Origin of the sequence: Kocuria rhizophila (assembly GCF_003667225.1) — a bacterium.
In the GTDB taxonomy this organism is placed as follows: domain Bacteria; phylum Actinomycetota; class Actinomycetes; order Actinomycetales; family Micrococcaceae; genus Kocuria; species Kocuria rhizophila.
Map to the genome: position 1 here is coordinate 1 of NZ_RCOM01000061.1, position 16,132 is coordinate 16,132.

Consider the following 16,132-nt stretch of genomic DNA (forward strand, 5'->3'; position numbering starts at 1 on the left):
GCCCCGGGGAATCCTCACCACGGCCACCGCCGTGCTGCGTCCCGGCGTGGACGAGGCCCGGGTGCGGGAGGTCTACCGGGCGGCCTACGCGCACGAGCCGTTCGTCCACCTGCTGCCGGAGGGCCAGTGGCCGACCACCCAGTCCGTGCTGGGGTCCAACCACGCGGCCCTGCAGCTCGCGGTGGATCCGCACGCGGGGCGCCTCGTGGTGACCTCCGTGATCGACAACCTCACCAAGGGCACCGCCGGGGGAGCGGTTCAGTCCGTGAACCTGGCCCTCGGCCTGTCCGAGACCACGGGCCTCACCGCTCAGGGGATGGCCCCGTGACCGGTTCCGCCGCAGCCCACCCCTCCGACCGCACAGGAGCAGAGACACCCATGACGTCCCACGACCCCGTTCCCGAGATCCCCGTGACCACGGAGTCCGGCGTGTGCACCGCCGCGGGCTTCACCGCCTCCGGCGTCGAGGCCGGCTTCAAGGCCTCCGGCGGTCCCGACCTGGCGCTCGTGGTCAACACCGGGCCCGAGTTCGCCGCCGCCGCCCAGTTCACCTCCAACCGCGTGGCCGCGGCCCCCGTGCACTGGTCCCGCGAGGTGGTGCGCGCAGGATCGGTGCGTGCCGTGGTCCTGAACTCCGGCGGCGCGAACGCGTGCACGGGCCCCGAGGGCTTCCAGAACACGCACACTACGGCGGAGCTCGTGGCCGGGGAGCTGGGCATCGGCGCGGGGGACGTGGTGGTGTGCTCCACCGGGCTGATCGGGGAGCAGCTGCCCATGGACGTGGTGCGCCGCGGGGTCCCCGAGGTGGTGCGCGCGCTCGCGGCCGGGCAGGACGCCGGGCGGCGGGCCGCGGAGGCCATCATGACCACGGACTCCGTCCCCAAGCAGGCCAGCGTCTCCGGCCCCGGGTGGACCGTGGGCGGCATGGCCAAGGGCGCGGGAATGCTCGCCCCGGGACTTGCCACCATGCTCGTGGTGCTCACCACGGACGCCGTCATGGCCGCGGACGCGCTGGACGCCGCCCTGCGGGAGGCCTGCCGCGTGACGTTCAACCGCACGGACTCGGACGGCTGCATGTCCACCAACGACACCGTGGTGCTGATGTCCTCCGGGGCGTCGGGCACGGCCGCGGAGCAGGGGGAGTTCACCCGGGCCCTGACCGCGGTGTGCCACAGCCTCGCGCAGCAGCTCATCACGGACGCGGAGGGCGCGTCCCACGACATCGCGATCACCACGGTGGGCGCGGCCACCGAGACGGAGGCCGAGGACGTCTCCCGCACGGTGGCGCGCTCCAACCTGCTCAAGACCGCGGTGTTCGGCAACGACCCCAACTGGGGTCGGGTGCTCTCCGCGGTGGGCACCACGCAGGCACAGTTCGACCCCGACCGGATCGACGTCACCATCAACGGTGTCACCGTCTGCCGCAACGGCGGCATCGGCGATCCCCGCGAGGGTGTGGACCTCGCGGCGTCGCGCGCGGTGGACATCGAGATCGACCTGAAGACCGGGGACGCCCGAGCCACCGTGTGGACCAACGACCTCACCCACGACTACGTCGAGGAGAACAGCGCCTACTCCAGCTAGGCCGACCACCATGTCACGACTCAGCGACAGCACCCGGTACGACACCGCCCGCTCCAAGGCGGAGACCCTCATGGAGGCCCTGCCCTGGATCCAGCGCTACGCGGGATCCACCATGGTCTTCAAGTACGGCGGCAACGCCATGGTCGACGACCAGCTGCGCCGCGCGTTCGCGGAGGACATCGTCTTCCTGCGCCACGTGGGCATCCGCCCCGTGGTGGTCCACGGCGGCGGCCCGCAGATCAGCACCATGCTGGAGTCCCTGAACATCCACTCGGAGTTCAAGGACGGGCTGCGGGTCACCACGGAGGAGGCCGTCAACGTGATCCGCATGGTCCTCACGGGCCAGGTGGGCCGCGAGCTCGTGGGCCTGATCAACGCCCACGGCCCGTACGCGGTGGGCATGTCCGGGGAGGACGCCGGGCTGCTGCAGGCCCGCCGCGTCCGCACCGGTTCCGACGGCGCCCCGGTGGACCTCGGTCTCGTGGGCACCGTCACGCGGGTCAACACCGTGGCGGTCGAGCAGCTGCTGGACATCGGCAAGATCCCGGTGATCGCCTCGATCGCCCCCGAGCTCGCGGAGCCGGAGGATGACGCCGCCGGGCTCGGTGCGCTCACCGGCCAGGTTCTCAACGTCAACGCCGACACCGCCGCGGCGGAGGTTGCCGTGGCCCTGGGTGCGGAGAAGTTCGTGGCGCTCACGGACGTCGAGGGGCTCTACGCGGACTGGCCGGACCGCTCGTCGCTGATCTCCTCGCTCACGGCCCCCGAGCTGCGGGAGATGCTGCCCTCCCTGGAGTCCGGGATGATCCCCAAGATGCGTGCGGCCCTGCGCGCGGTGGACGGCGGGGTACCACGGGCGAGCATCGTGGACGGGCGCTCCGAGCACTCCTCGCTGCTGGAGATCTTCACGGACACGGGCATCGGCACCGAGGTCACACCGGACGAGGAGGGCATCGCATGAGTCGGACCACGGAACTGCTGGACGGGTACCGGGACAACCTGCTGGGGGTGTTCGGGGATCCAGCGCTCGTGCTCGTGGAGGGGCAGGGGTGCCGCGTCACGGACGCCGACGGCCGCCGCTACCTGGACCTGCTCGCGGGCATCGCCGTCAACTCCCTGGGCCACGCGCATCCGGCGTGGGTGCGGGCCGTCGCGGAGCAGGCGGGTCGGCTGGCGCACGTGTCCAACCTGTTCACGACCCCGGAGGTCGTCGAGCTGGCACGGGAGCTCCTGGAGGTCACCGCGGCACCGTCGGGATCCCACGTGTTCTTCGCGAACTCCGGCTCCGAGGCGAACGAGGCCGCGTTCAAGCTCGCGCGCCGGCACGGCAGGGAGCACCCGGATGCCCAGGGGCGCCCGCGGACGCGCGTGCTCGCGCTGGAGCACGCGTTCCACGGGCGGACCATGGGATCGCTCGCGCTCACGGCCAAGGAGGCCTACCGCGCACCCTTCGAGCCGCTGCCCGGCGGGGTGAGCCACGTCCCGGCCACGGTCGAGGCACTCGCGGCCGAGCTGGACGACACGGTGGCCGCACTGATCGTGGAGCCGGTGCAGGGCGAGGCCGGTGTCCGTGGACTCCCGGAGGGCTACCTGGCGCGGGCCAGAGAGCTCACACGGGAGCACGGCGCCCTGCTGGTCGTGGACGAGGTGCAGTCCGGGATCGGACGCACCGGCGACTGGCTCGCGAGCACGTCCCAGCTGCCCGGGGGCGAGTTCCCGGACGCCGTGACGCTCGCCAAGGGACTGGGCGGCGGCTTCCCCATCGGGGCCCTGCTCACGGCGGGCCCCGAGGTGTCCGGGTTGCTCGGTGCCGGCCAGCACGGGACCACGTTCGGCGGCAACCCGTTGGCGGCCGCGGCCGCGCTCGCCACTGTCAGGACCATCCGTGACGAGGGCCTGCTCGAGAACGCCCGCGCGGTGGGGGAGCACCTCGCCGCCCGGCTGCGGGACGTCCCCGGCGTGACGGACGTGCGCGGGTACGGGCTGCTCGTGGGATTCGACCTCGTCCCGAGCGCTCCCGACGACGCCGTGGCCCCGCGTCTCGTGGCCGCCGCGCGGGACGCGGGGTTCCTGGTCAACGCGACCGGACCGGCCACGGTGCGCCTGGCGCCGCCGCTGATCGTGACCCGGCAGGAGGTGGACACGTTCGTGTCCGCGCTGCCCGACCTGCTGCGCACCGTCAGCTCCACCTGAGACTCTGCCCCTGGGAGGAATCCCTGCCTCCCCGCGCCCGACACGGCGCGTCCGAGATCCCGGTCCCGCTGGGGCCCCGCGAACCGAAGGAGAACCCCGCGTGCTGCGCCACTTCCTGGTCGACACCGATCTGAGCCCCGAGGAGCAGACCGAGGTCCTGGACCTCGCCGCCGCCCTCAAGGCGGACCGCTTCTCGCGGCGTCCGCTCGCCGGCCCGCAGACGGTGGGGGTGATCTTCGACAAGACCTCCACGCGCACCCGGGTCTCGTTCGCCGCCGGGGTCAGCGACCTCGGCGGGAACCCCCTCGTCATCAACCCGGGGGAGTCCCAGCTGGGGCACAAGGAGAGCGTGGCGGACAGTGCCCGCGTGCTCTCCCGCATGCTCTCGGCGATCGTGTGGCGCACGTACGGGCAGACCGGGCTGGAGGAGATGGCCGAGCACAGCAGCGTGCCCGTGGTCAACGCCCTCACGGACGACTACCACCCGTGCCAGATCCTCGCGGACCTGCTCACCCTCCGGGAGCACTTCGGGGACGTGGCCGGGCGCACCCTGGTGTACCTGGGTGACTCCGCGAACAACATGGCCAACTCCTACCTGCTGGGCTGCGCCACCGCCGGAATGCACGTGCGGATCGCGGGCCCGGAGGGGTTCCTGCCGCGGGAGGACGTGGTGGACGCGGCACGCGAGCGGGCCGAGCAGACGGGCGGATCGGTGCTCGTCACCACCGACGCGGGCGAGGCGCTCGCGGGCGCGGACGCCGTCGTGACGGACACGTGGGTGTCCATGGGGCAGGAGAGCGAGAAGGCCGAGCGCTCCGAGATCTTTCGGCCGTACTCGGTGACCCCCGAGGCCATGGCGCTCGCCGCGGAGCACGCGGTGTTCCTGCACTGCCTGCCCGCCTACCGCGGGCTGGAGGTCGCCGCCGAGGTCATCGACGGGCCGGCGTCCCTCGTGTGGGACGAGGCCGAGAACCGGCTCCACGCCCAGAAGGCGCTGCTGACGTTCCTGTTGGACTCCTCGGGACTGTCCGCGGACCTGCCGGCGGCCCTGCGACGGGAGGAGACGCGATGAGCATCCCCACGACCAAGACCGCCCGGCAGGCGCGGATCCTGGACCTCGTGACGGGCGGGGACGTCCACTCGCAGGCGGAGCTCGCGGAGCTGCTGGCCGCGGACGGCATCCAGGTCACCCAGGCCACCCTGTCGCGGGACCTCGTGGAGCTGGAGGCCGTCCGGGTGCGCTCTCCGCGGGGCGGGATGGTCTACGCGGTGCCCATGGCAGGGGCGGACCGCTCCCCGGCGAGCGGCATCACGCGCGAGAGCACCGAGGCCAAGCTCGGGGCACTGTGCCGCGAGCTGCTGGTCACGGCGGAGGGCAGCGCCAACCTGGTGATCCTGCGCACCCCGCCCGGAGCCGCGCAGTACTTCGCGTCCGCGATCGACCACTCGGTCACCCCCGAGATCCTGGGCACGATCGCCGGGGACGACACCATCATGGTGGTCAGCCGGGACCCGCAGGGCGGCGAGCAGCTCGCGCAGCGGTTCCTGGACCTCGCCCGCTGAGCTGGCCGGCGCGGGCCGCCCCGCCGACGACGCCGCCCGCGGCGCCCTCTGCTCGTCTCGCCTCTTGGAGTGGACCCCGTTGCCCTGGGCCCCCGCGCCGTCGTTGCGGCGCAGGTCCCGGAGCTGCCGGCGCGGCTCAGGACTCGCGCGTCTCGAAGCTCTCGAGCAGCGGCAGCAGGTGCTCCTGGCCGAAGACCCGTGCGACGTCCTGAGCATGCTGGTGCCCCGTGGCCTGGCCCGCACCGGCCTCCAGCAGCGCCCGGGCGATCGGCTCGTTGCCGCGGAACACGGCGCAGACCAGGGCGGTGAACCCCATGTCGCTCACGCGCTCGGTGTCCGCACCCTTCTCCAGCAGCATCTCCACCGTGTCCTCCCGCTCGAGGTACGCGGCGAGGTTGAGCAGGGTGTCTCCCTTGTCGTTGGTGAGGTTCACCGGAACGCCGGCCTCCACGGCAGTGCGCAGCATCGGGGTGTCGCCGTTGCGGGCGGCGTCGAACAGGGAGGCCACGTAGGCGAGCTCCTCGTCCGTGAACTGGGGGGTCTGAGCGGCGCTCTGCTGATCGGTCACGGGGCATCCTCCGACACTGAGCGGCCCGCTGCCTGGCGGGCCTGGTGCTGATGTTCACTGCTGCCGCTCCGTGGCACCCCGGGGGAGGGGTCACGGTGCGGCGCGCTCCAGTCTCCCACGCCCCAGCCGGGGCGGTGACGGTGTTTGACTCAGATACCCGATACGGGCAGTATCACGTGGTAGAACTCACATTCCTACCTGGAGGATCCATGACAAATCTGGCCACCCTGCTCACCACGTCGGCCGAGAAGTACGGCTCGGATCCCGTGATCATCCTCGACGACCTCCACATGAGCTACGACCAGCTCAACGACCTCTCGGCCCGCGGCGCGGCGCTGCTGAAGGCCAACGGGATCCGTCCCGGGGACCGTGTGGCGCTCGTGCTGCCCAACGTGCCGCACATGGCCGTGCTCTACTACGCGATCCTGCGCGCGGGCGGCATCGTGGTGCCCCTCAACCCGCTGCTCACTCCCCGTGAACTGACCTACCACTTCCAGGACGCGGGGGTCTCCTTCGTGCTCGCGTGGGAGGACATGGCCGAGGCCAGCCAGAAGGCGGCCGAGGAGATCGACGGGCTCAACGTCCTGCCCATCAGCGCCCAGGGCACGGTGGGGCGGCTGCAGGCCGTGGATCCCGACCACGAGGTCGTGGAGCGCGCGGACTCGGACACCGCGGTGCTGCTGTACACCTCCGGCACCACGGGCCGGCCCAAGGGTGCGGAGCTGACCCACCACAATCTCCTGTCCAACGCGGAGGTCGCCGGTGAGGTCTTCAACCTGGCCCACGGGGACGTGATGTTCGGCGGACTCCCGTTCTTCCACGTGTTCGGCCAGACCGTGGCGCTGAACGGCGTGATCTGCGCCGGTGCCACCGTCACGCTGCTGCCGCGCTTCCACCCGGCCAAGGCGCTGGAGGTGCTGCGCCGGGACCGGGTGACCATCTTCGCCGGCGTGCCCACCATGTACGTCGCGTTGCTGCACCAGTCCGGGCAGGATCCGCAGGCCGTGGAGGGGATCGACCTGCGCGCCGGGGTCTCGGGCGGCTCGTCCATGCCCGTGGAGGTCCTGGCCAAGTTCGAGAAGGTCTTCGGCACCACGGTGTTCGAGGGCTACGGGCTCTCGGAGACCTCTCCCGTGGTGTGCTTCAACCAGCCCGGCAACGTGCGCAAGCCGGGTTCCATCGGCTCCGAGGTGCGCGGGGCGCAGCTGCGGGTGGTGGACGGCCAGGACAACGAGGTCCCCACCGGCGAGGTCGGCGAGCTCGTGGTGGCCGGCCAGTACGTCATGAAGGGCTACTGGCACAAGCCGGAGGCCACCGAGGAGGCCATGCGTGGCGGCTGGTTCCACACGGGGGACATGGCCCGCCAGGACGAGGACGGCATGTTCTTCATCGTGGACCGCAAGAAGGACATGATCCTGCGCGGCGGCTACAACGTGTACCCGCGTGAGGTCGAGGAGGTCATCTACCAGTTCCCGGGCGTGGTCGAGGCCGCCGTGGTGGGGGTCCCGGACGAGAAGCACGGCGAGGAGGTCGGCGCCGTGGTCGTGTTCGAGTCCGGTGTGCTCGAGTCCAAGGGCAACGAAGCGCTGACCCGGGAGCTGGACGCCTTCGTGCAGGAACGGGTGGCCAAGTACAAGTACCCCCGCATCTACCGCGTCACCGACGAGCTGCCCAAGGGCCCCACGGGCAAGATCCTGAAGCGCGAACTCACCCTCGATGCATAAATACTGACTGGCGTGTATAGTCATGCACGAAGCGCGGGATGTCCCGTGCAGTCAGAGTCGTCGTTGAGCAGTGTGGAGGGAAGCACCGTGAGTGATCGCGTGGTATTGGCCTACTCGGGTGGACTGGACACGTCCGTGGCCATCGGGTGGATCGGTGAGGCCACCGGTGCCGAGGTCGTGGCCGTGGCCGTGGACGTGGGACAGGGTGGCGAGGACCTGGAGACCATCCGCCAGCGCGCTCTGGACTGCGGCGCCGTCGAGGCGTACGTGGCCGATGCCCGGGACGAGTTCGCGAGCGAGTACTGCATGCCCGCGCTGCAGGCCAACGGCCTGTACATGGACTCGTACCCGCTGGTCTCCGCCGTGTCCCGCCCGGTGATCGTCAAGCACCTGGTGGCGGCCGCGAAGAAGTTCGGAGCCACCACGGTGGCCCACGGCTGCACGGGCAAGGGCAACGACCAGGTCCGCTTCGAGGTGGGCATCCAGACCCTCGGTCCGGAGCTCAAGTGCATCGCCCCGGTGCGGGACCTCGCGCTGACCCGTGAGAAGGCCATCACCTACGCGGAGCAGAACAACCTGCCGATCGAGACCACCAAGAAGAACCCGTTCTCGATCGACCAGAACGTGTGGGGCCGTGCGGTGGAGACGGGCTTCCTCGAGGACATCTGGAACGGGCCCACCAAGGACGTCTACGACTACACGGACGACCCCACCTTCCCGCCCGCCGCGGACGAGGTCGTGATCACGTTCGAGAGGGGCGTCCCCGTGGCGATCGACGGCAAGCCCGTCACGCCGCTGCAGGCCATCCAGGAGATGAACCGCCGCGCCGGCGCGCAGGGCGTGGGCCGGATCGACATCGTGGAGGACCGCCTCGTGGGCATCAAGTCCCGCGAGATCTACGAGGCCCCCGGTGCCATGGCGCTGATCGCCGCGCACCAGGAGCTCGAGAACGTCACCATCGAGCGCGAACAGGCCCGCTTCAAGAAGACCGTGGGCCAGCGCTGGACGGAGCTCGTCTACGACGGCCAGTGGTTCTCCCCGCTGAAGAAGTCTCTCGACGTGTTCATCCAGGACACCCAGACCTACGTGAACGGCGACATCCGCATGGAGCTGCACGCCGGGCGGGCCACGGTGACCGGTCGCCGTTCGAACACCGGGCTGTACGACTTCAACCTGGCCACGTACGACGAGGGCGACTCCTTCGACCAGTCCAACGCCCGCGGCTTCATCGAGCTGTTCGGCATGTCCTCCAAGGTCGCGTCCCGGCGCGAGCAGGGACTCGCCGGTAAGTGACACCCGGTGGCCGCGGCAGCGCGGCCCCACCGCCCACGGGCGGACCCTGACGGCCGGGCTCCTAGACTGGAGCCCGGCCGTTCACCACGCCGGGCGGCGTCGTCCCCGGCCCCCGCAGGGTCGCCGCACGCGCGACTCGGCCCCCGCGGGGGACAGCGCACGCGCCACTCGACCCGCAGGGGACGCGGCGCCCGGCCCACGAACCACAGCACACGTCAGCGAGGAGCACCATGGCCCAGCACGAGCAGCACGGAACCAACGAGGGCGCCCTGTGGGGTGGCCGCTTTGCCGGGGGACCGGCGGACGCGCTCGCCGAGCTGAGCCGCTCCACCCAGTTCGACTGGCGCCTGGCGCCGTACGACATCGCGGGCTCCCGCGCGCACGCCCGGGTGCTGCACACCGCGGGGTTGCTGGACGACGCCGAGCTCGCGGGCATGCTCGACGCCCTGGACCGGCTCGAGGCGGACGTGCGCAGCGGCGCGTACGCCCCGGCGCCCTCGGACGAGGACGTCCACGGCTGCCTCGAGCGCGGACTGATCGAGCGAGCCGGGGCCCAGCTGGGCGGCAAGCTGCGGGCCGGGCGCTCCCGCAACGACCAGATCGCCACGCTCGGGCGCATGTACCTGCGGGACCACGCCTCGATCGTGGCCCGCAACCTGCTGGACGTGGTGCGCGCGCTGATGGAGCAGGCCGAGCGCCACCCGAACGCCCCCATGCCGGGGCGCACGCACCTGCAGCACGCCCAGCCGGTGCTGCTGTCCCACCACCTGCTGGCCCACGCGTGGGCCGTGCTGCGGGACGTCCAGCGGTTCGTGGACTGGGACCGCCGCGCGGCCGTCTCGCCCTACGGCTCCGGAGCGCTCGCGGGCTCCTCCCTGGGGCTGGACCCGAATGCCGTGGCCTCGGAGCTCGGCTTCGACTCCGCAGTGCACAACTCGATCGACGGCACGGCCTCGCGGGACGTCTACGCCGAGTTCGCGTGGGTGTGCGCGATGGCCGCGGTGGACGTCTCGCGCATGAGCGAGGAGGTCACCACGTGGGCCACCAAGGAGTTCTCCTTCGTGACCCTGGACGACGCCTTCTCCACGGGCTCCTCGATCATGCCGCAGAAGAAGAACCCGGACGTCGCGGAGCTCGCGCGCGGCAAGGCGGGGCGGCTCATCGGCGACCTCACGGGTCTGCTGGCCACGCTCAAGGGCCTGCCGCTCGCCTACAACCGCGACCTGCAGGAGGACAAGGAGCCGGTCTTCGACGCGATCGACCAGCTCGAGGTGCTGCTGCCGGCGGTCGCCGGGATGATGGCCACGCTCGAGTTCCACCCCGATCGCCTCGCGGAGCTCGCACCGCAGGGCTTCGCGCTCGCCACGGACGTGGCGGAGTGGCTCGTGCGCCAGGGTGTGCCCTTCCGCGAGGCCCACGAGATCTCGGGGGAGGCCGTGCGCGTGTGCGAGGAGCAGGGCATCGAGCTGTGGGACCTCACGGACGAGCAGTTCGCGGCCATCTCGACGCACCTCACACCGGGCGTGCGCGAGGTGCTCACGGTGGCCGGTTCGCTCGCCTCCCGCAGCTCGCAGGGCGGGACCGCGCCCGAGGCCGTGGCCCGGCAGCTCACGGAGCTGAAGCGGCAACTCGCGGAGCTTGCCGAGTTCGAGACGCGCGAGCCCGTCATCTCGTGAGCCCCGCGCTGCACGAGCTGCTGTCCCGGCCCGCGCCCGACGTCGCTCCCCGCCTCCTCGGGGCCGTGCTCGTCTGCGCGCGGGACACCGGCACGGTCGCGCTGCGCCTCACGGAGGTGGAGGCCTACGGCGGTCCGCAGGACTCGGACCTCCCGGACCCCGGGGCGCACACCTTCCGCGGTCGCACCGCCCGCAACGCCGCCATGTTCGGGCCGCCCGGGCACCTCTACGTCTACTTCACCTACGGGCTGCACCACGCCGTGAACGTCGTGTGCCGCCCCGAGGGCACGGGCGGTGGCATCCTGATCCGCTCCGGAGAGGTGGTCCTGGGGACCGAGCCCGCCACGCGGCGTCGGCTGGCCACGCGCAGCTCGGAACCCCCGTTCGCCACCCTGGCGCGCGGACCCGGCAACACCGCCCAGGCCCTCGGGCTCACCCTAGAGGACGACGCCGCCGCGATCGTCGATCTCGGGGCTTCGCCCGATCCCGTGGCCCGTGCCCGCGAGGCCGTGGCCGAGCGGGAGGGAACCACCTGGACGGGTCTGGCGCTCGCGGAGCCTGCACCGGAGGAGTTCCTCGAGACCCCGCGCACGGGAGTGTCCGGGGAGGGCGGCACGGATGCCTTCCCATGGCGCTTCGCCCTGCCCGGGGAACCCACGGTGTCCCCGTACCGCAGGGCCGCAGTGAAACGGCGGCGCACCCGCTGACTCCGAGGGGGCGGAACCGGCTGGGACGGATACGATGACCGGGTGACTGAATCCGTGGAACAGATGATCGACCGGTTGTGCGCCAAGATCCCCGACCACCCCGAGCCGGGGGTGCTGTTCCGTGACCTCACACCGCTGTTCGCGGACGGGCCCGGGTTCCACCGCACGGTGGACGCCCTCGTGGACGCCTTCGACGGCCAGTACGACTGCGTGGCCGGCGTGGAGGCGCGCGGCTTCATGATCGCCGCCGCCGTGGCCTACGCCTCCGGGGCCGGGATCATTCCCGTGCGCAAGGAGGGCAAGCTGCCCCGGGAGACCATCTCCCAGTCGTACAACCTCGAGTACGGCACCGGGACGCTGGAGATCCACACCGACGACGCCCCGCGGGGTGCGCGCGTGCTCGTGCTCGACGACGTCCTGGCCACCGGCGGAACACTCGGCGCCGCGGCGTCCCTGCTGACCCGGGGCGGCTACAACGTCGCGGGGTTCGGCGTGATCATGGAGCTCACCGCGCTGCGCGGTCGCGCCCAGCTGGGTGGGCACCGGGTGCGCGCGCTGCTGCGCGTGTGAGCGCCCCGGCGGCGTCGGCCGAACGGTAGGATGGTCGATCGCCGGTCAAGGAACCGGCGTTTCCGGCTGTGTGCGTGAGGTGAACTGCGTGGAGGAATCCGCAACCGTGGGAGTGTCCCGGCAACTCGAGCTGGAGCGCGAGCACGTCGCCACGGCCTACACACGGCTCGACGAGCTGCGAGCGCAGAGCGAGCGCGAGCTGCGCCGGGTGCGGACCACCCAGTACGGCGGAGGCCACCAGGCCCGTTCGGAGCGCGATGCGTTCGCCACCCACTACGAGGACCGGCTCACCCAGCTCAACGCCGTGGACGAGCGGCTCGTGTTCGGCCGCCTGGACACCACGGAAGACGAACGGCACTACGTGGGCAGGCTCGGTCTGGCCACCGAGGACCACCGCCGGCTCGTGCTGGACTGGCGCGCCCGTGAGGCGGGCGCCTTCTACCAGGCCACGGCCGCGAACCCCATGGACCTCGTGCGCCGCCGCCACCTCATCATGGACGGGCGGGACGTGACCGCGCTCGAGGACGACGTCTTCGACGCGGAGCGGGTCGCGGACGAGGACGTGGTGCACGGGGAGGGCGCGCTGATCGCCGCGCTGAACTCCGAGCGCACGGGCCGCATGACGGACATCGTGGCCACCATCCAGGCCGAGCAGGACCGGATCATCCGGGCGCCGCTGTCCGGTGTGAGGGTTGTTCAGGGCGGACCCGGCACGGGCAAGACGGCCGTGGCCCTGCACCGCGCGGCGTTCCTGCTCTACGAGCACCGTGAGCGGCTGGCCAAGTCCGGTGTGCTGATCGTGGGTCCGTCATCCTCGTTCCTCTGGTACATCGAGCGCGTGCTGCCGGCCCTCGGCGAGACGGGCGTGGTGATGTCCTCGCTCGCGGACCTCTACCCGGGCGTCCACGGCACGGTCGAGTCGTACCCCTGGGTCGCCCGCTGGAAGTCGGGGCTGCACATGGTGGACGTGGTCGCCCGGGCGGTCGCCGACCGCCAGAAGGTCCCGCCCCGCGCCCAGTGGCTCACGGTCGACGGCCACCGCGTGAAGCTCTCCCGGTCTCTCGTGCGTCGCGCGCGGGAGCGCGCCCGCGCGACCGGCAAGCCGCACAACGAGGCCCGCGAGACGTTCGTGAAGGTGGTCATCAAGGAGCTCGCTCAGAAGCTCGGGGACGAGCTGAACGAGAAGGCCGGCTCCACCATGGACCGCTCGTACCTCAAGGAGGACCTGCGGCAGTCCCGCGAGGTCAGGATCGCGCTCAACCTGCTGTGGCTGCCCCTGACGCCCCAGCAGCTCGTGGGCCAGCTGTTCAGCAAGGAGCGCTACCTGCGTTCCGCCGCCCCGGAGCTGAGTGACGCGGAGCTCGCGCGCCTGCTCCGTCCCGCGGACGCGCCGCTCACGGTCGCGGACGTCGCCCTGCTCGACGAGGCGGCCGAGCTGCTCGGGGACTTCGAGTCCGCGGGCATCACCGTGCGCGGTGACCGGACGCTCGAGGAGCGCAAGTCCCAGGAGTCGGCGCAGAAGGCCCTGGAGGCCATGGCCGAGGGCTTCGAGGACATCGGTGCCCAGGGCGTCGTGACGGTCGAGCAGCTCACGGCGTTCAACGCCGAGGCGCCGCGCCGCATGACCGCGGCCGAGGCGGCGTCGTCGGACCGCACGTGGGCCTACGGGCACGTGGTCGTGGACGAGGCGCAGGAGCTGTCGCCCATGCAGTGGCGCGTGCTGATGCGTCGGTGCCCCCTGAAGTCGTTCACCGTGGTGGGGGACATCGCGCAGGCGGGCAACGCTGCGGCCGCTCGCACGTGGTCCGAGGCGCTCGAACCGTTCGTGGGGGAGCGCTTCGACCTCGAGGAGCTCACGGTCAACTACCGCACACCCCAGCCGATCGCCGACGCCGCCGCGCGGGTGGCGCGCGCCGCGAACCTCACCGTGTCCGACCCCCGGGCCGTGCGCGACGGCGAGGCGCCCGATGTCCTGTGCCCGGGCACCGAGGACGAGGTCACGCACGCGGTGGTGCGGTGCGTGGGTGCCGAGCTCGACGCCCTCGTCGGCGGCCTCGTGGGGGTCGTGTGCCCGGGCCACCTCATCGGCGCGGTTGGCCGGGCCCTGGACCGAGGGTTCCCCGGGATGGTCGCCGCGGGCATGCGCAGCCTGGACCGGCGCATCATGGTCCTCACCCCGTGGGACGCCAAGGGCCTGGAGTTCGACTCTGTCGTGGTCGTCGAGCCGAACGACATCGCCGGGGACCCCGCGGGCGGGGCGGGCAACCTGTACGTGGCCATGACCCGGCCCACCCAGCGGCTGCACCTCGTGGGCGCGCACGGCATGCCCACCGGCATCGCGGAGCAGGGCGGGGAGCCCCAGCCCGTCTCCTGATAAATTGGTCGGCGTGTCAACCACCGATCTCAGCACGCAGCACAACGACCCCTCGTTCTCCTCCCTCTGGGAGGAACTGAACTGGCGGGGCCTGGTCCAGGTCTCCACGGACCCGGAGGCCCTGCAGGCGGCGCTGGACGGTGAGCCCATCACCTACTACTGCGGCTTCGATCCCACGGCGTCCTCGCTGCACCTGGGCCACCTGGTGCAGCTGCTGCTGCTGCGCCGGCTCCAGCTCGCGGGGCACCACCCCATCGGCCTGGTGGGTGGGTCCACGGGGCTCATCGGAGACCCGCGACAGACGTCAGAACGCGTCCTCAATTCGCGCGAGACCGTGGCCGAGTGGGTTGAGATGCTGCGCGAGCAGGTGCAGCGCTTCCTGTCCTTCGAGGGGGAGAACCCGGCGCGCATGGTCAACAACCTGGACTGGACGTCGCAGCTGTCGGCCATCGACTTCCTGCGGGACATCGGCAAGAACTTCCGCGTGGGCACCATGATCAAGAAGGACATCGTGGCCAAGCGTCTGAACTCGGAGGAGGGGATCTCCTACACCGAGTTCAGCTACCAGATCCTGCAGGGACTGGACTTCCTCAACCTCTACCGGCAGTACGGCTGCACCCTGCAGACCGGCGGCTCGGACCAGTGGGGCAACCTCACGTCGGGAACGGACCTCGTGCGCAAGGCCGAAGGGGCGGCGGTGCACGCCATCGGCACCCCGTTGATCACCAACTCGGACGGCACCAAGTTCGGCAAGTCGGAGGGCAACGCCATCTGGCTGAACCCGGAGCTGACCTCGCCCTACGCCTTCTACCAGTTCTGGCTCAACACCGCTGACGCGGATGTGGCGGACCGCCTGAAGGTCTTCACGTTCCGCACCCGCGAGGAGATCGCGGAGCTCGAACGTCTCACCCGCGAGGAGCCGTACCGCCGCGAGGCCCAGCGCGTGCTCGCGGAGGACGTCAACACGCTGGTGCACGGCGCCGAGGCCACCCGGCAGGCCATCGAGGCGTCCGCCGCAGTGTTCGGCAAGGGCGCGTTCGAGGAACTGGACGAGTCCACCCTCGCGGCCGTGGCCGACGCGCTGCCCGGCACGACGGTGACCGGGCGGCAGGAGCAGCCGGTCGTGGACCTGCTGGTGGGCACTGGACTGTCCGAGTCCAAGTCCGCGGCGCGGCGCACGCTCAAGGAGGGTGGTGTGTCCCTCAACAACCACAAGATCACGGGGGAGGACGCCGTGGTCACCTCGGACGACCTCCTGCACGGACGTTTCGTGCTGCTACGGCGCGGCAAGAAGAACCTCGCCGCGGTCACCTTCACGGACTAGTTCCTGCGGGCCCGGTGCCGGGCCGAGGGAATCCTCACTGTCCGGCTTCCGGCGCCGCCGCGAGGAGCGACGGCCCCTCCACGGCCGGCGTGACCCGAGAGGGCAGCGCAGCCTGCAGCACCTCTTCCGCACGAGCCAGGACCGGCACTTTGCGCCGGTCCTGGCTCGTGTGTAATGTATTCCGAGTCGCCGCGGCAAGGGGCCCGAAAGGGTGCGGACCCGCGGGGGTGACCGGCAAAGATCAGCCCGAGAGTTCGGACCTCGTTCATGCTACGGTTGCTCAGCAACCCGCCGGGGAAGCGCGCAGACTTGAGAAGTCAAGTTGACACGCCGAACCAGGTAGGGATAAGCTCTTCGAGTTACTCCAGCGAAGGACCGGAACGGTCCGACCGGGGGCGACAGTCAAAATCTTGATCCGCCGCACGGCGCGATCGCAACCGACCGTGGTGGTCCTCGTGATGGGGAGCTGCGTTGTGGTGTGTTGTTTGTCAACTCAATAGTGTGTCTAGTTTGTTGATACCAGAAGTTTTATATTTTTGGTTGAGGCCCAGCATCT

General features: G+C 71.2%; 14 protein-coding genes. 13 read left to right on the top strand and 1 reads right to left on the bottom strand.

The window, feature by feature from the left end; genetic code table 11:
- The 6 genes from D9R02_RS08680 to D9R02_RS08705 all read left to right on the top strand — a co-directional run.
- Positions 1 to 328: Asd/ArgC dimerization domain-containing protein (locus D9R02_RS08680; protein ID WP_259463935.1), on the top strand; the 328-nt coding region annotated here is incomplete at its 5' end.
- Positions 329 to 378: 50 nt separating this feature from the next.
- Positions 379 to 1,584: a bifunctional glutamate N-acetyltransferase/amino-acid acetyltransferase ArgJ gene (argJ, locus tag D9R02_RS08685; protein ID WP_019310932.1), complete on the top strand. Its 1,206-nt coding sequence runs from the start codon at positions 379 to 381 to the stop codon at positions 1,582 to 1,584.
- Positions 1,585 to 1,594: 10 nt separating this feature from the next.
- Positions 1,595 to 2,545 carry an acetylglutamate kinase gene (gene argB / locus D9R02_RS08690; RefSeq protein WP_019310933.1) on the top strand — a complete coding sequence of 317 codons (951 nt, stop codon included), beginning with the start codon at positions 1,595 to 1,597 and terminating at the stop codon, positions 2,543 to 2,545.
- A complete protein-coding gene (locus D9R02_RS08695) occupies positions 2,542 to 3,777 on the top strand; it encodes an acetylornithine transaminase (protein ID WP_070636392.1) in 1,236 nt (411 codons plus the stop codon). The genes argB and D9R02_RS08695 overlap by 4 nt, the downstream gene beginning before the upstream one ends.
- A 100-nt stretch (positions 3,778 to 3,877) precedes the next feature.
- Positions 3,878 to 4,849, top strand: coding sequence for an ornithine carbamoyltransferase (argF, locus tag D9R02_RS08700; protein WP_121566752.1), 972 nt, complete (start codon positions 3,878 to 3,880; stop codon positions 4,847 to 4,849).
- The gene (locus D9R02_RS08705; protein ID WP_019310936.1) at positions 4,846 to 5,340 is read left to right on the top strand and encodes an arginine repressor; all 495 of its coding nucleotides are present in this window, start codon (positions 4,846 to 4,848) and stop codon (positions 5,338 to 5,340) included. Before argF ends, D9R02_RS08705 begins: the two co-directional genes overlap by 4 nt.
- 136 nt (positions 5,341 to 5,476) lie before the next feature.
- Here the strand turns inward: D9R02_RS08705 and D9R02_RS08710 are convergent, their stop codons facing one another.
- The gene (locus D9R02_RS08710) at positions 5,477 to 5,908 is read right to left on the bottom strand and encodes an ankyrin repeat domain-containing protein (protein WP_059280748.1); all 432 of its coding nucleotides are present in this window, start codon (positions 5,906 to 5,908) and stop codon (positions 5,477 to 5,479) included.
- Between the two features lie 209 nt (positions 5,909 to 6,117).
- Between D9R02_RS08710 and D9R02_RS08715 the strand changes: the two genes are divergently transcribed.
- From D9R02_RS08715 to tyrS, 7 genes are all read left to right on the top strand, one after another.
- The gene (locus D9R02_RS08715) at positions 6,118 to 7,632 is read left to right on the top strand and encodes a long-chain-fatty-acid--CoA ligase (RefSeq protein WP_059280747.1); all 1,515 of its coding nucleotides are present in this window, start codon (positions 6,118 to 6,120) and stop codon (positions 7,630 to 7,632) included.
- A gap of 87 nt (positions 7,633 to 7,719) precedes the next feature.
- The gene (locus D9R02_RS08720) at positions 7,720 to 8,925 is read left to right on the top strand and encodes an argininosuccinate synthase (protein ID WP_059280768.1); all 1,206 of its coding nucleotides are present in this window, start codon (positions 7,720 to 7,722) and stop codon (positions 8,923 to 8,925) included.
- Between the two features lie 230 nt (positions 8,926 to 9,155).
- Positions 9,156 to 10,601, top strand: a complete 1,446-nt coding sequence (argH, locus tag D9R02_RS08725; protein WP_121566753.1) for an argininosuccinate lyase — start codon at positions 9,156 to 9,158, stop codon at positions 10,599 to 10,601.
- On the top strand, positions 10,598 to 11,308 hold the full coding sequence (locus tag D9R02_RS08730; RefSeq protein WP_070636398.1) for a DNA-3-methyladenine glycosylase: 711 nt from the start codon (positions 10,598 to 10,600) through the stop codon (positions 11,306 to 11,308). Before argH ends, D9R02_RS08730 begins: the two co-directional genes overlap by 4 nt.
- Before the next feature lie 42 nt (positions 11,309 to 11,350).
- Positions 11,351 to 11,878 carry an adenine phosphoribosyltransferase gene (locus D9R02_RS08735; protein WP_019310942.1) on the top strand — a complete coding sequence of 176 codons (528 nt, stop codon included), beginning with the start codon at positions 11,351 to 11,353 and terminating at the stop codon, positions 11,876 to 11,878.
- A 70-nt stretch (positions 11,879 to 11,948) separates the two neighbouring features.
- On the top strand, positions 11,949 to 14,252 hold the full coding sequence (locus D9R02_RS08740; RefSeq protein WP_101888412.1) for a HelD family protein: 2,304 nt from the start codon (positions 11,949 to 11,951) through the stop codon (positions 14,250 to 14,252).
- Between the two features lie 13 nt (positions 14,253 to 14,265).
- Positions 14,266 to 15,576, top strand: coding sequence for a tyrosine--tRNA ligase (gene tyrS, locus D9R02_RS08745; protein WP_102613847.1), 1,311 nt, complete (start codon positions 14,266 to 14,268; stop codon positions 15,574 to 15,576).
- Positions 15,577 to 16,132: the final 556 nt, after the last annotated feature.